Raw genomic sequence first — 13668 nt, 5'->3', positions numbered from 1 at the left:
AATGGCTGGTTGGTATCAGGCAAAAATAGGGACAATATATAACGGGAATATTATTATAACGGTATAGTTATAATTTATTGCCTTCTATAGGGAATACCAACCAGGGTTTGAAAGCTTTGGCTTTTTCAAAATCCATACGGGCATAGGAAATGATGATCACAATATCACCAGCTGCCCCTGGCGGGCGGCAGGACCATTAAGGCAGCATACGCCTGACCCTCTTTTGCCTTTGATCAAATAGGTTTCAATGCGGGAGCCATTGTTCACATTCACCACCTGGATCTTCTCATGTTCGATCATATTGGCTGCCTCCATCAGATCTTCGTCCAGCGTAAGGCTTCCTACATAGTTAAGGTTGGCTTCTGTAATCACTGCCCGGTGAACCTTCGACTTGAGCACTTCTATATCCATGATACCTTTTAATTTGTGTTTTTGGATGGGGTGTCCGTCATTCTTTCCCCGGGATTTCCAATTGGAAGTACCCGGTTAAAAATGGCGTTTATAAAAACGGCTGCAAAGCTATAAAAGTTTACTGATTTTCTAACGTTAGTTAGTCTTTCACAGATTAATGCAATTGTTAATATGCCCTATTGGACTACCTGCATATTGTCAATCAGCCTCACCTCGCCTAAAAAAGCGGCAATGAGTGCAACCAGCGCTGTTTTTCCGTCCCAATTGTCCATAGGCGCCAGGTTGTGGGCATTGGCAATAGCTACATAGTCCACTTTAAATCCCTGGTTTTCAAGTACACGCCGGGCTTCCTGAATCAAGCCGGCGAGCAGGCCCGGCTGTGCATGCTGCCGGATATGCGACAGGGCCTCGTAAATAGTAGTGGCTTTTTGCCTGTCAGACGCTGGCAGGCGCATATTGCGGCTACTCATGGCCAGGCCATCAGTTTCACGGATGGTGGGCACAGCCACAAATTGAGTGTCCATCGAGAGGTGTTTGAGCAGCCATTGTACCACCATACATTGCTGGTAATCCTTTTGACCCATGAACAATAGAGCAGGGTGGACGGCCCGGAGTAAACGGCTCATTACCTGGCATACACCCTGGAAATGACCGGGCCGGAAAGCCCCTTCAAGTATCGTTTCCAGGTACCCTAAGTCGTACTTTTCCAGATGGTGGATACCTTGTGGATACATTTCTTCCACAGTGGGTAGATACAGCGCATCCGTACCGGTTAGTTCCAGCTGGTAGATATCCTTATCCAGGGTATTGGGATACTTCTTAAAATCGTTGGGATCGTTAAACTGAGTAGGGTTCACAAATATGCTGCAAACCGTTATGTCGGTGTGTTTTTGGGCTTCTTTGACCAGGGCCAAATGCCCTTCGTGGAGTGCTCCCATTGTGGGAATAAACCCTGTTTTTCGTTGCATCGATCCTTGCTTTTCCAGATACCTGCCCAAGTCTGCTGCGCGCTTAAAAATGATCATTTTGAGACGTTTAAAAGCATGGGACTGGCTGTGCCGCCCATTTTTTTAATAAAATACCTTAACTTTGCACCCTGTTTTTTAAAATGGTTATCCGCAACCAATTATAATCATAATGCTGACAAAGAAAAGAATTTTATTTATTGCCAACGAAATGTCTCCTTACCTGGAGCTGACAGAATTCTCGGAAACTGTTAACCGGCTGGCAATAAAAGCAAATGAAGGTGGTTTTGAAGTTCGTTGCATTATGCCCCGGTTTGGGGTGATCAATGAGAGGCGGCACAGGCTCCATGAAGTCGTTCGCTTATCGGGTATCAATGTTTCGGTTGATAATGATGATTTTCCCTCCAGATCAAAGTGGCTTCCCTCCCCAATGCCCGTTTACAGGTTTATTTTCTCGATAATGAAGACCTGTTCAAACGCAAGCAGATATTTCATGATGATGATGAAAAATGGTTTGATGACAATGGCTTGAGAACAGTTTTTTTCTGCAAGGGAGCCCTGGAAACAGTTAAGAAATTCGGTTGGCCTCCCGATATCATCCATTGCAGTGGCTGGATGACCGGGCTGATCCCGCTGTATCAAAAAACAGCTTACAAAAAGGAACCTGTTTTTGCCCATAGTAAAGTGATTTATACCATGGGTAATAACAGTTTTAAGGAAAAGATGGGGGCTAATTTCCTGAAGTTGGCCAATATCAGCCCTAATATTAAAGAAAAAGACCTGGAGCCCTTCAAGGATCTTAATAATACTGCTTTGATGCGCGGCGGTGCTGCCTATGCCGATGCTGTTACTTTTGGAGCTGATAAGGTAGACAAGAAGTTGGTGGATGAGTTTGGCAAGGTGAAAGGTAAAAAGTACTTACCTATAATGCTGAGTCCGATTTAACAGACTATTTGCAATTGTATACCGACCTTGCTAAATAGGCTAAATTCCGTAAACTGTTAACAATCACTAAGTGAATAGGAAAATTTTTGCATCTGTCATCGCTGCTTTGACCGGTTTCATCATTTATAGCTCTTGCACCAAGGTAGATACCACCGATCTTGGAAATGAACTGATCCCCGCCGTAGATAATGTACATACCTTTGAAACAGTACTCGATGTTGTAACCGACAATTTCCTGTTCCCCGATACCACCCGTATCACCGGTTCTTCGCTCCATGCACTGGGTATTATTGGCGATGATCCCGAATTTGGAAGAACAGAGGCTAAAATATATTCTGCCTTCAAACCCGCCACTTTCGGAACACACCCATTTGTAGTAAAAGATTCGGTGATCATTGACTCCATTGTGTTGTCATTGGCCTATGGTGGTTTATATGGCGACTCTAACTCCATAGAGCGTTTTGAAGTTTACCAGATCGACCCCAATCCTTCTAATTTCAAGGATTCACTATACCGCATTGGCGAGAACGATTTTACCGTTTTGCCTACCGTACTGGGTAGTAAGGATGTTGATTTCAAAACATTAAATGATTCATTATGGTACCGTGACCGCAAGGATACGGTTAAAACCATCAATGAATTAAGGATCAGGCTGGATACCTCCTTTGGCCGCCAGTTTGTGAATTATGATACCGCTGTTCAGTATAAAACTGATTCCGCTTTCAAAACCTACTTCAAGGGATTGGCTATTAAAACAAACAATGGTTCTGCCATTAAAAATGCCTTGGCCTATTTCAGTCTCAACAGCACTACCAATACCAAGCTTACTTTTTATACCCGGATTACCAACAATGGGGTAATTGATACTACCACCGCGGTATTTGCCTACAACAGCGGTAACCAGGCCAACCTGATCCGCCGCGTACCGGCTCATGGGTATCAAGCCTACTTAACCAATGGCAATCCCAACGATGATAAGGTTTACATTCAATCATCACCGGGTTCCTATGCTACCGTGAAAGTGCCCGGGTTGGATACCTTCAAAAATGTAAACCGCATAATTCATCGGGCTGAACTGATCATTGAACAAATACCTTCTACACAGGATGATATCTATACAGCTCCAGGGTTGATGTTTATTGATGCTTTGAATGCAGCAGGAGACTCCAGCTTTACCATCCGGAATGATTTCATCTATACCGGGCAGGGTAATGGCTATGATATTGCCAACCTGGGTGGAAACCTTAACAACAAGAAGTACGTATTTAATTTAACACGATATCTTCAGAGTGTGGTTACGAAGCATTTGCCTTATTACACCTTACGTATATATGCTCCATTCATGGCTGATCCCTTCTATCAATTGCCAGATGGAACAAACAAAGAATTGCTTACCTATCTGTTTGTCAACAGTCCAATTGCCAATGGTCGACTGGTAGCCGGTGGCGGCAGCAGTGCGACGCAAAAGATGAAGGTCCGAATTATTTATTCCAAATTATAAGTTGGACTCTTATCTTTGCGCGTGTTTGAATAATCCATTAAAGATTCTGTATTAACCTTTATCAAATCAAATAGTCATGCCGTATTTATTTACTTCGGAGAGTGTGTCGGAAGGCCATCCAGACAAGGTAGCTGACCAGATTTCAGATGCGCTTATTGATAACTTTCTTGCATTTGATCCCCAGTCAAAAGTAGCCTGTGAAACATTGGTAACTACCGGTCAGGTAGTATTGGCCGGTGAAGTAAAGTCTGCCGCTTACCTCGATGTGCAGGAAATTGCCCGTAATGTGATCCGCAAAATTGGTTATACCAAAAGCGAATACATGTTCGAGGCCAGCTCTTGTGGTGTATTATCTGCCATCCATGAACAATCTGCTGACATTAACCAGGGCGTTGACCGCAAGAAGAAAGAAGAACAAGGCGCTGGCGACCAGGGTATGATGTTTGGTTATGCTACCAATGAAACCGAGGACTATATGCCTTTGGCATTGGACCTGGCTCATAAACTGTTGCTGGAACTGGCTATTTTAAGAAGAGAAGGCAAACAGATCAAGTACCTGCGTCCTGATGCCAAAAGCCAGGTAACGTTGGAATATGATGACAACAACAAGCCTGTACGTATTGATGCGATCGTGATCTCTACACAGCACGATGATTTTGCTTCTGAAACCAAAATGCAGGAGCAGATCAAGAAGGATATGGTGAATATCCTGATCCCACGCATTATTGCCAAGAATAAGAAAATTGCACACCTGTTCAATAATAAGATCAAGTATCATATCAACCCCACTGGTAAATTCGTGATCGGTGGACCGCATGGTGATACAGGTCTTACCGGCCGTAAGATCATTGTTGATACTTATGGTGGTAAAGGTGCACATGGTGGTGGTGCATTCAGCGGTAAAGATCCTTCCAAGGTTGACCGTTCGGCTGCTTATGCTACCCGGCATATTGCTAAAAACCTGGTTGCTGCCGGTATTTGCGATGAAGTACTGGTACAGGTTTCCTACGCTATAGGTGTTGCCCAGCCAATGGGTATTTATGTAAATACTTATGGTACTGCCAAGGTAAAGCTGTCTGACGGACAGATTGCCAGGAAGGTATCTGAGGTATTTGACATGCGTCCCTACTTCATTGAGCAACGCTTGAAATTGCGTAATCCCATCTACAGTGAAACGGCTGCTTATGGACACATGGGCCGTAAACCAGAAGTAGTGGAAAAACATTCACATCACCTGACGGTAAAACCGTTAAGAAGAAAGTGGAGCTGTTTACCTGGGAGAAGCTGGATTATGTGAGCAAGATCAAAAGGCATTTAGTTCCAAATAGTTGCTGAAAAAAACAGAAGGAGCCCCGCCAACAGCGGGGCTTTTTTATGGGTATTACCTCTTGCAGCTGCTGATTCACGACTGCTCCCGCCGTGAGGCGGGAACATCCTAAGCTTGTCGAAGCCTTATTAGGTGGGTCGCTCTTCCCCGCCCATTGGCGGGACGGCTCACCCTGGTCAAAGGAGCTTGTCGAAAGGGTTGCACGCCCCGTGAGGGGTTACAGCTTTGTAGAATTGATTGTCAACAAATCCATTTGCCCTGTAGGGGCAATCCTCCTTATTTTCGCCTAATGAATGAGCAGCACAATCCCTGGCAGATAAAGGGACAGAAGCAGATATATGACAATCCTTGGATCGGCATCACTGAATTCGATGTTATTAACCCTTCCGGAGGCAAGGGCATCTATGGCAAGGTTCATTTTAAAGGTTGGGCCATGGGCGTACTGCCCCTGGATGAAGAACTCCATACCTGGCTGGTAGGGCAATATCGTTTTCCGCTGAACCAATATAGCTGGGAAATACCTGAAGGCGGTGGTGCATTGGATGTAGACCCCTTATTGTCGGCACAACGGGAATTGCTGGAAGAAACCGGCCTGGTGGCGGATGAATGGACGAAGATCATGGACATGCATCTTTCCAACTCCGTTTCTGATGAGCATGCGATCATCTATCTTGCACGTAATTTGCGGCAGGAAACAGCCTGTCCGGAAGAAACAGAGCAGTTGCAGGTGCGTAAACTGCCTTTTGAAGAAGTATATCAAATGGTAGAGCAGGGAAAGATCACCGATTCTGTATCTGTGGCTGCTATTCTAAAAGTAAAACTGATGTTGACCGATGGACGGATATCATAAGAAACCAGGTATAAAGAAATCATCATTGATCATTGGACGGCAGCCCATCATTGAAGCCATCCAAAGTGGCCGGCCCATTGATAAAATATTGTTTCAGCGCAATGTAAGCGGTGATGCCATAGGTACCATTCGCCAGCTAGCGCAAGAACATCATATTCCCATACAGCAGGTGCCGCCTGAAAAACTGCATGGGCTTACCAGGGCCAACCACCAGGGATGTATTGCAATTGCCGGTTTGGTGCAATACCTCGACCTGCAGCAGGTGATAGACCATGTAGTAGGTAGTGGAGAAGTGCCTTTGTTTATTATGCTGGATGGGGTAACAGATGTACGGAATATTGGCGCCATTGCGCGTACGGCGCTCTGCTGCGGCGCACAGGCGTTGCTGATCCCCGATAAAGGGGTAGGAGCTTTGAATGAAGAAGCCGTGAAATCATCTGCCGGCGCCCTGGAAAGGATCCAGGTATGCCGGGTGAACAGCCTGATGAAGGCAGTGGATACCTTGCACCTCAATGGCATCAAAGTTTATGCTTCGGAAATGACCGCTACCCGGCAAGTTTTTGAATTGCCTTATACCGAGCCTTGTTGTGTGATCATGGGCAGTGAGGACAAAGGTGTATTCCCCGGCTTATTGAAGATATGTGATGATGTATTCAGGATACCCATGGCCGGCGATTTTGAATCACTCAACGTATCAGTAGCAGCAGGCATCATTTTATTCGAGGCGATGAAACAACGTTTGTAATATTGGAAGGTGGGTCACCCTGCAGGGCTGCCTAAGCTGCGCAGCAGGGTGGCTCACCTTTAAACCTAAAAACCCTTCTTCTCCAGTTGCGGATACTGGATACCCAATTGTTCCAGGTAAGTCTTATACTTTGTAGGATCGTAATAGTATTTCTTCAAAAGGGGACGAAACTCATCCATTGTCTTTTTATTCAAATGCGTGGCCGGTGGCGTACTGGCCTCTACAAATGGAATATACTTCACTTCTTTCGTCTGCACATTTTTATAATAATCCCAGGCATCGGTAATGGTTTTGGGATTGGTAAGCATGTCCAGCAGCGTAGCAGCTACTACTTTACTGCCTGCCACCACACCCTTGTGCGCAATAGGCGTAGCCATGGAAATAGCATCTACCCAGCTATGGCCAGGCGTGCCGGGAATATTGAGGGATACCGGAATACCACCGTTGGAATATTCCAGGCTATATCGGCAATATCATCACTGCCGCCGCCGGATGAAAATTGAACGGGGCCGCTTAAAGTATCCAGTTTGACAGCCAGTCCGTCAATGAGTTCGCCACGGGATGTTTTCTTTGGCGCATTGGACATTTTCTGTACCGCTCTTGCCAGCCGCTGATCCGCCGAGTCCCAGATAGGCAATCCTACGGATTGAATATTCTTATACACCAGTTCAGCTATTGGTTTATTGAAATGCCCCGGCCAGGCCGTACCCAGCAGTTTATGAGATACCGTAGTGCCTGTCATGGCTGCTACGGATTTGGCATACAGGATGGCATCATCATACATGCCTTTAATATCTTCATACGTCCTTTCCCGCAGGTAATACCATACAGCTGCTTTGGAAGGCACTACATTGGGCTGATTGCCGCCATCCGTGATCACGTAATGAGAACGCTGCGTAGGCTTCAGGTGTTCTCTTTTAAAGTTCCAGGCTATATCCATCAGTTCTACAGCATCGAGGGCACTCTTGCCCCGCCAGGGCTGTCCGGCCGCATGAGCGGCATTGCCTTCAAATTTGAATTCAACCGATACCAGTCCATTATTGCCCGCATCCCCCAGGATACACCTAAATTACTGCCCACATGCGTAAACAGGCAGGCATCTACATTTTTAAAATACCCATCGCGGATATACCAGGCTTTGGAACCCACCACTTCTTCTGCCACGCCGGGCCAGATAATAAGCGTGCCGGGCAGTTTTTCACGTTCCATGATCTTCTTAACTTCTATGGCCGACAGGATCACCAATGGTAATCCCGAGTTATGGCCTTCTCCGTGGCCCGGGGCGTCTTCTACAATGGGCTCCTTGTAGGCAACTCCGGGTTTTTGAGATGCTTTGGGAATACAATCCACATCACTGCCCAGCGCAATAACGGGTTTGCCATTGCCCCATTTGGCCATCCAGGCAGTGGGGATGCCACTGATGCCCCTTTCAATCGTAAAGCCATTCTTTTGGAGGATATTGGTCAGGTAAGCGGCGCTTTCCGTTTCCTGGAATCCCAGTTCGGAAAAACTGAATACCATGTCTACCATTTCCTGCGCCGTTTTAGCCTTGTTGTCCAATGATTGGATCGCTTCTTTTTCCAGCCATCCAGTTTGGGATTAGTGCCAGCAGGCGTTTGTGCGCTGATGGATAGAGAGCAGATAAGGGCTACTAAAAGCCAGGTCAGTTTTGAATAAAACATAATGCGTGTTGATTTGGGTATACGAAAACCGGGTATCGGTACCATCCGGCCGGAGGGTACAGGAAAGCAATAATTGATGGAATGCCTAAGGTAAGAAAACCTTGATTATAACCAACCTGACCTTCTGAATAAAACATAGAGGAGCTCACATACAGCAAGGGGCCGCTCTTTAAATACCTTATCTTCAATAGCCTCCAGTTCATTTTCCAAATCATCCATTTCCCCGGGAATGTTAACTTTGCACTCCAATAAGCGCCAATGAATCAACCGGTAAAACTCATCGAATGTCCCCGGGATGCCATGCAAGGCTGGAAAGAATCGATCCCAACAGCCACCAAAGTGGAATACCTCAATGCTTTGCTAAGAGTAGGGTTTGACACCCTCGATTGCGGGAGTTTTGTATCGCCCAAAGCCATCCCGCAAATGGCCGATACCAGGGACGTGATCCCGCAATTGGACCTGACAGGTACATCCACCAAACTGCTTACCATTATTGCCAATGAACGGGGGCCACAGATGCCCTGGCATTTGATCAGATCACTTACCTGGGTTTTCCCTTTTCGGTATCGGAAACATTTCAGCAGCGTAATGCCAACAGTTCTATTGTGGAGTCGCTGGGCCGGGTAGCCGAAATCCAAAACCTCTGCATCAAATCGGGTAAACAACTGGTGGTCTATATATCCATGGGTTTTGGCAATCCCTATGGGGATCCTTATTCGCCCGAAATTGTTTTTGAGTGGGTAGACAAGCTGGTGGCGATGGACATTGGCATTATTTCCCTGGCCGATACAGTAGGGCTTGCAACGCCGGAACAAGTAAGTGCGATGACCAAATACCTGGTGAATTCATTGACCGGTACGGAGGTAGGTGTTCACCTGCATTCAACGCCATTTAACCAGCAGGCCAAACTGGAAGCTGCTGTACAAACCGGCTGCCGCCGTTTTGACGGCGCTTTAAAAGGCATTGGCGGTTGCCCCATGGCCAATGATGAACTGGTAGGTAATATGGACACCGAATGGATGATCCCTTACTTTGGACAACTGAACCTGCTGCCTGCTTTGAATAAGGAAGCGCTGCAGCAATGTAGCATGATGGCGGATCAGATCTTTAAGAACGATATGCATTAACTTGAGATTGTAGTAAAAAATTAACATTTACCACTCGCCTGTATTTATGGATTTTCAAGTAGACATCAATATCCCAACGCCCGCAGCCTCCATCAATTACCGGGAACCCATCCTGCTTACGGGATCCTGCTTTACCGAGCATATTGGTAATAGCCTGCAGGATTTGAAGTTTGAGGTATTGCAAAATCCGCATGGTATTCTCTTTGATCCGGCCAGTGTGGCTTCCAGCCTGGTATCTTACGTACAGAACAAACAATATACTGCGGCCGATCTTTTTACCTGAATGAAGTATGGCAAAGTTGGCAGCACCATGGTCGTTTTTCCCATGTTGACCAGGCCACCGCTTTACAACGTATCAATGATTCCCAGCAGCAGGCAAATACTTTCCTGAAGCAGGCCAAATGGTTGATCATTACACTGGGTAGTGCCTTTTCTTACCGGTTGAATGAGCAGGCCATTGCGGATGTACAAGTGGGGTTGAATGTTGCAGCCAACGGCGGTGGAAGAGAAGGTGCCGTAGCCAATTGCCACCGGGCGCCCGGTCAATGGTTTCGCAAGCACCTCATGACCATAGAGGAGATCAATACCGTTTTGGACAATAGTTTGTACCAGGTATTGAAATTCAATCCCGATCTGCGGATAATATTCACCGTAAGTCCGGTACGTCATATACGCGATGGAATAATTGATAATAACCGGAGTAAGGCGCGGTTGATAGAAGTGGTGCATCACCTGGTCAATAAATTTGACAGGTTATATTATTTCCCGGCTTATGAACTGGTGATCGATGTATTGAGGGACTACCGTTTTTATGATATTGATATGGTGCATCCCAATTACCCGGCCACCAGTTTTGTATTGGAAAAGTTCATGAAGCATTTTACAGATGCCGAATCGCAACAGCTGGCGGCCGAAGTACAGAAAATTGTTATAGCCCGTAAACACAAAGCGTTTCATCCGGCTACAGAAGCCCATAAACGGTTTTTAAAAGCCCACCTTGATAAAGCCCAGGAATTGCAGGCGAAATATCCTTTTTGAACTTGCAGGAAGAGATCACTTACTTTGGCGAGGGCGTAAAAGGCTAGTGGTAAGAAGGCATCGAGGCAACAAGGCATCGAGGTTTGAGGACATGCCGTCAAACCTTTAGACTACAATGTCAGGTTTCTTTAGGGTGGGTCGCCCTCTAAGGGCGGCACTCGCTCGCCTCTGGCGAGTGAGGGTATTTTGTAGCCTCCGGCTACAGACTCAGGCATTCGTCTAAAGAAGCTTGTTGAAACCGTCTTCGACAGGCGCTGGCTGACAATCGACAGGTTACATTGAGAGCACATTCACCACTCACCACTCTTCAAACTGTATTTCCATACATTGAGACTTTTATTAGGGCAAATGTGAGGCTATTAAAAAGGAAAGTATCAGAGTGAGAATGCGAGGCTCGCCAGGAAAACATTGCACCGATACAGGAGCTATTGGAAGCCAGTGAAAGAAGTATCCCGAGAATAGTGCCATCATGACCAAAAAAGCTTTAATCCTCTATGAAGATAAAGATTTCACCATGCCTAACGAGAAATATTCCAGCAATACATACACCGGAAAATTCGCTAAAAGATTGTAATTTTAAAGCATGAATATCGAGACAGCCGATATATTACCACTTCCCGGATACGCATTTTGGGATGTAAAACGTGAAAATCTTGACTTTTCACGGGATAAAGGATTTATTATCTCTCGCATGTTCGAAAGGGGTAAGTTTGAGGATGTTCTCTCTCTGATCGCTTTTTATGGAAAAACGAAACAACCAGTATTTTACAAAACAACAAGTACCTGAGCCGGCCAGGGCTGTTTTTAGCACATACTTTACTGGGACTTCCTTTACAAGATTTTAAGGCGTATGGTACACTTAAACACCATTGATCCTGCACTTTACCAGGTTCTTTTAGATTTTTCAAAACTTCCCGCATTAGCAAATTTTTCATTGGTTGGTGGTACTTCGTTATCTCTTCAACTTGGTCATCGAAAATCCGACGATCTTGATTTTTTTACAGATCGCTCGTTCGACATCTTAGAAGTGAAGGATGCTATCCTGCAATACAATCCTGAAGTTGTCTTTATAAATGAAACCAGGCAGGGTTTCAGCTTTAGCCTGCCGCTTCCCGGAAAACCCGATAATACCCGGAAATTAGATATTTATAACTGGGCTGTTAAATTTATCCGTCCGGTAAAATATGAAGGGTAATCCGGCTGGCCAGCCTTGAAGACATTGCAGCCTTTAAGTTCGATGCTATCTGCCACAGAAAAGAAAAAAGGATTTCGTAGATATTGCTGTCCTGTTGGATAAATTCACTTTTGCCCAAATGCTCGACTTCTATAGTGAGAAATTCCCTATGAATAACAAACGGATTGTGTTGACACAAATACTGGATACGGAAGGATGGGAAAACTCCGTAGAACCTGTAATGTTGATTGATCTCACCCCCGATCAGGCATTCCACCAAATTGATCAGAAAGTAAAGGCTTTTTCCGAAGAACAGGTAAAAGCAAAGGATTCTCTACACGAAGAGCGTATGAAGCGGATTGCTGAAATGTTAAACCAAAAGAACGAAGGCAACCAAAATAAGAAAGGGAAATCACTTTAGTCAGATCGGCCCACCTGTAGGGCGTTTCCGGAAAATTCGGTACACCTGAATTTAAGCAAGTTCCCGGTGCACCGGGTTTCCACCTTTCCGGCTGATTTCGTTTGATGCGAATTGAGGTAGAAAATTTAAAGGGCCCACAAAACCAGCGTTTTATGAGCCATTAATTACGAATTGATAAGCTATCCAGCGGAGAGAGCACATTCACAACTCACCTCCCGGCACTCGCTCGCCTCTGGCGAGTGAGGGTATTTTGTAGCCTCCGGCTACAGACTCAGGCATTCGTCTAAAGAAGCTTGTTGAAACCGTCTTCGACAGGCGCTGGCTGACAATCGACAGGTTACATTGAGAGCACATTCACCACTCTTCAAACTGTATTTGCTCGAAGCATGCAGCTATTTTCCCCTCACAATTGCCCCACAAATTCTTCCAATCGTTCCAGCAGGATCAATTGGTTCAATGCCCTGTTGAGGTTTTGTTCGGGATAGTCTATTTTATAATACACATCATTATTGAGGAAGTCCGTCACAAAGCGAAGCGATTGCATGTATACCATCATAAGACCGGCCTGGTGGATATGCTGCTTTTCGGCAGGCGTGAAATTATCGCCAATACCTTCCAGGTAGCCGGCAATAATGGCTTTGTAAAAGTCGCCATTGATGGCAATGCCTTCCCATTGCGTGCTGTTTTCATCCTGCGTAGCGCTCATACTGCGGATCATATCGCCCACATCCGAAAAGAAGAGCCCAGGCATTACCGTATCCAGGTCTACCGGGCATAGTGCCTGGTGGCTGGCCGTATCCAGCAGGATATTGCTCAGTTTACAATCATGGTGCATAACCCGGGTATGGTAATCAACTGGCTGTCGATGCAAGGATTCAAAAAAGACCACCAGTTGATGGCGTTGGCGCAATTCGGCTATTACATGCGTTGACTTCAATAGCCGGCCAATGGCCGCATTACTAACGGCCTGCTCAAATTGGGCATAACGTAAAGACAGGTCATGGAAATGGGGAATGATCACCTTTAATTGCGTGATATCAATACTATTGAGCGATCTGGTAAAATGCCCAAAACACTGGGCGGTTTTATATACTTCAGCCGCTGTATTGGGAATGGTTTGAGTATACGACCCTGTTATATAACCGGTTGCTCTCAAAAAAGTTGTTGGGAATCCACCCAAAACCATTTCCCTTCCAGGGTAGGTACCAGGGGGCTAAATGCAGGCCATTATTCGATGCTACCGATTCATACACCAGCCGGTAATTGGAAATAATATTCTCGGGGTGTTTGAATGTGTGGCGGTTAATACATTGCAATACGATGGGCCGGCTAAGGCCATCGCCGCTAAATTCTACCTTATAGGTATGGTGTATTAACCCATTACCAAGACTGGTAATGACCGGTTTCCCATGCCCAAATTGCCGGGCAGCAGCTTCTATATTGTCTACGTGCATATAAAAAGGCCTGTCTTAACCTGTCAAA

General features: G+C 45.7%; 20 protein-coding genes and 1 pseudogene. 13 read left to right on the top strand and 8 right to left on the bottom strand.

Features of this window, described 5'->3' with window-relative positions:
* Window positions 1-156: 156 nt before the first annotated feature.
* Complete coding sequence (gene panD, locus RS881_RS32115) at window positions 157-411, bottom strand: aspartate 1-decarboxylase (RefSeq protein WP_315814486.1); 255 nt, start codon at window positions 409-411, stop codon at window positions 157-159.
* A gap of 176 nt (window positions 412-587) precedes the next feature.
* Window positions 588-1436 carry a pantoate--beta-alanine ligase gene (panC, locus tag RS881_RS32110; protein WP_315814485.1) on the bottom strand — a complete coding sequence of 283 codons (849 nt, stop codon included), beginning with the start codon at window positions 1434-1436 and terminating at the stop codon, window positions 588-590.
* A 112-nt stretch (window positions 1437-1548) separates the two neighbouring features.
* Here panC and RS881_RS32105 point away from each other — a divergent pair, with 112 nt between their 5' ends.
* From RS881_RS32105 to rlmB, 6 genes are all read left to right on the top strand, one after another.
* Window positions 1549-1908, top strand: a complete 360-nt coding sequence (locus RS881_RS32105) for a glycogen/starch synthase (RefSeq protein ID WP_315814484.1) — start codon at window positions 1549-1551, stop codon at window positions 1906-1908.
* Complete coding sequence (locus tag RS881_RS32100; protein WP_315814483.1) at window positions 1791-2321, top strand: glycogen/starch synthase; 531 nt, start codon at window positions 1791-1793, stop codon at window positions 2319-2321. Before RS881_RS32105 ends, RS881_RS32100 begins: the two co-directional genes overlap by 118 nt.
* Window positions 2322-2391: 70 nt before the next feature.
* Complete coding sequence (locus RS881_RS32095) at window positions 2392-3822, top strand: DUF4270 family protein (RefSeq protein WP_315814482.1); 1431 nt, start codon at window positions 2392-2394, stop codon at window positions 3820-3822.
* A 76-nt stretch (window positions 3823-3898) separates the two neighbouring features.
* A complete protein-coding gene (gene metK / locus RS881_RS32090; protein ID WP_315814481.1) occupies window positions 3899-5119 on the top strand; it encodes a methionine adenosyltransferase in 1221 nt (406 codons plus the stop codon).
* A gap of 319 nt (window positions 5120-5438) precedes the next feature.
* Window positions 5439-5999, top strand: a complete 561-nt coding sequence (locus RS881_RS32085) for an NUDIX domain-containing protein (RefSeq protein ID WP_315814480.1) — start codon at window positions 5439-5441, stop codon at window positions 5997-5999.
* A complete protein-coding gene (gene rlmB / locus RS881_RS32080; RefSeq protein ID WP_315814479.1) occupies window positions 5983-6744 on the top strand; it encodes a 23S rRNA (guanosine(2251)-2'-O)-methyltransferase RlmB in 762 nt (253 codons plus the stop codon). The genes RS881_RS32085 and rlmB overlap by 17 nt, the downstream gene beginning before the upstream one ends.
* A 65-nt stretch (window positions 6745-6809) precedes the next feature.
* Here the strand turns inward: rlmB and RS881_RS32075 are convergent, their stop codons facing one another.
* From RS881_RS32075 to RS881_RS32060, 4 genes are read right to left on the bottom strand one after another with little or no spacing between them, the layout of a single operon-like run.
* Window positions 6810-7121 (bottom strand): hypothetical protein, encoded by a 312-nt coding sequence (locus RS881_RS32075; protein WP_315814478.1) that lies wholly within the window; start codon window positions 7119-7121, stop codon window positions 6810-6812.
* Between the two features lie 11 nt (window positions 7122-7132).
* Window positions 7133-7777, bottom strand: coding sequence for a peptidase dimerization domain-containing protein (locus RS881_RS32070; RefSeq protein ID WP_315824675.1), 645 nt, complete (start codon window positions 7775-7777; stop codon window positions 7133-7135).
* Complete coding sequence (locus tag RS881_RS32065) at window positions 7690-8304, bottom strand: zinc-binding metallopeptidase family protein (protein WP_315814477.1); 615 nt, start codon at window positions 8302-8304, stop codon at window positions 7690-7692. Before RS881_RS32065 ends, RS881_RS32070 begins: the two co-directional genes overlap by 88 nt.
* Entirely contained in the window at window positions 8268-8426 is a 159-nt protein-coding gene (locus RS881_RS32060; RefSeq protein WP_315814476.1) for a hypothetical protein, read from the bottom strand. Before RS881_RS32060 ends, RS881_RS32065 begins: the two co-directional genes overlap by 37 nt.
* A 258-nt stretch (window positions 8427-8684) precedes the next feature.
* Between RS881_RS32060 and RS881_RS32055 the strand changes: the two genes are divergently transcribed.
* From RS881_RS32055 to RS881_RS32030, 7 genes and pseudogenes are all read left to right on the top strand, one after another.
* Window positions 8685-9053, top strand: coding sequence for a beta/alpha barrel domain-containing protein (locus RS881_RS32055; protein ID WP_315814475.1), 369 nt, complete (start codon window positions 8685-8687; stop codon window positions 9051-9053).
* Window positions 9032-9553 (top strand): hydroxymethylglutaryl-CoA lyase-like TIM-barrel protein, encoded by a 522-nt coding sequence (locus tag RS881_RS32050; protein ID WP_315814474.1) that lies wholly within the window; start codon window positions 9032-9034, stop codon window positions 9551-9553. The genes RS881_RS32055 and RS881_RS32050 overlap by 22 nt, the downstream gene beginning before the upstream one ends.
* 46 nt (window positions 9554-9599) lie before the next feature.
* Window positions 9600-10363 (top strand): annotated as a pseudogene (locus tag RS881_RS32040) (GSCFA domain-containing protein); the annotation flags it as partial.
* 12 nt (window positions 10364-10375) lie between these two features.
* Window positions 10376-10591, top strand: coding sequence for a hypothetical protein (locus RS881_RS62625; RefSeq protein WP_527250437.1), 216 nt, complete (start codon window positions 10376-10378; stop codon window positions 10589-10591).
* A gap of 583 nt (window positions 10592-11174) precedes the next feature.
* A complete protein-coding gene (locus RS881_RS61785) occupies window positions 11175-11378 on the top strand; it encodes a DUF6922 domain-containing protein (protein WP_425476297.1) in 204 nt (67 codons plus the stop codon).
* Window positions 11379-11441: 63 nt separating this feature from the next.
* Window positions 11442-11786 carry a nucleotidyl transferase AbiEii/AbiGii toxin family protein gene (locus RS881_RS32035; protein ID WP_315814472.1) on the top strand — a complete coding sequence of 115 codons (345 nt, stop codon included), beginning with the start codon at window positions 11442-11444 and terminating at the stop codon, window positions 11784-11786.
* Window positions 11787-11880: 94 nt separating this feature from the next.
* Window positions 11881-12186: a hypothetical protein gene (locus RS881_RS32030; protein WP_315814471.1), complete on the top strand. Its 306-nt coding sequence runs from the start codon at window positions 11881-11883 to the stop codon at window positions 12184-12186.
* A gap of 403 nt (window positions 12187-12589) precedes the next feature.
* Here the strand turns inward: RS881_RS32030 and RS881_RS32025 are convergent, their stop codons facing one another.
* Together RS881_RS32025 and RS881_RS32020 are read right to left on the bottom strand one after the other, a co-directional pair.
* Window positions 12590-13342 carry a phosphotransferase gene (locus tag RS881_RS32025; RefSeq protein WP_315814470.1) on the bottom strand — a complete coding sequence of 251 codons (753 nt, stop codon included), beginning with the start codon at window positions 13340-13342 and terminating at the stop codon, window positions 12590-12592.
* A complete protein-coding gene (locus RS881_RS32020; RefSeq protein WP_315814469.1) occupies window positions 13281-13640 on the bottom strand; it encodes a hypothetical protein in 360 nt (119 codons plus the stop codon). The genes RS881_RS32025 and RS881_RS32020 overlap by 62 nt, the downstream gene beginning before the upstream one ends.
* Window positions 13641-13668: the final 28 nt, after the last annotated feature.

It is taken from the genome of Paraflavitalea speifideaquila (genome assembly GCF_032395985.1).
In the GTDB taxonomy this organism is placed as follows: domain Bacteria; phylum Bacteroidota; class Bacteroidia; order Chitinophagales; family Chitinophagaceae; genus Paraflavitalea; species Paraflavitalea speifideaquila.
This window is presented reverse-complemented; position numbering and strand designations above follow the sequence as displayed.

Bases quoted from the DNA above. Each gene is read 5' to 3' on its own strand.
- rlmB (WP_315814479.1), top strand. From the start codon at position 5,983: ATGGACGGATATCATAAGAAACCAGGTATAAAGAAATCATCATTGATC.
- RS881_RS62625 (WP_527250437.1), top strand. From the start codon at position 10,376: ATGGTGCATCCCAATTACCCGGCCACCAGTTTTGTATTGGAAAAGTTC.
- RS881_RS32060 (WP_315814476.1), bottom strand. From the start codon at position 8,426: ATGTTTTATTCAAAACTGACCTGGCTTTTAGTAGCCCTTATCTGCTCT.
- RS881_RS32085 (WP_315814480.1), top strand. From the start codon at position 5,439: ATGAATGAGCAGCACAATCCCTGGCAGATAAAGGGACAGAAGCAGATA.
- RS881_RS32020 (WP_315814469.1), bottom strand. From the start codon at position 13,640: ATGCACGTAGACAATATAGAAGCTGCTGCCCGGCAATTTGGGCATGGG.
- RS881_RS32105 (WP_315814484.1), top strand. From the start codon at position 1,549: ATGCTGACAAAGAAAAGAATTTTATTTATTGCCAACGAAATGTCTCCT.
- RS881_RS32075 (WP_315814478.1), bottom strand. From the start codon at position 7,121: ATGGCTACGCCTATTGCGCACAAGGGTGTGGTGGCAGGCAGTAAAGTA.
- RS881_RS32035 (WP_315814472.1), top strand. From the start codon at position 11,442: ATGGTACACTTAAACACCATTGATCCTGCACTTTACCAGGTTCTTTTA.
- panC (WP_315814485.1), bottom strand. From the start codon at position 1,436: ATGATCATTTTTAAGCGCGCAGCAGACTTGGGCAGGTATCTGGAAAAG.
- metK (WP_315814481.1), top strand. From the start codon at position 3,899: ATGCCGTATTTATTTACTTCGGAGAGTGTGTCGGAAGGCCATCCAGAC.
- RS881_RS61785 (WP_425476297.1), top strand. From the start codon at position 11,175: ATGAATATCGAGACAGCCGATATATTACCACTTCCCGGATACGCATTT.
- panD (WP_315814486.1), bottom strand. From the start codon at position 411: ATGGATATAGAAGTGCTCAAGTCGAAGGTTCACCGGGCAGTGATTACA.
- RS881_RS32055 (WP_315814475.1), top strand. From the start codon at position 8,685: ATGAATCAACCGGTAAAACTCATCGAATGTCCCCGGGATGCCATGCAA.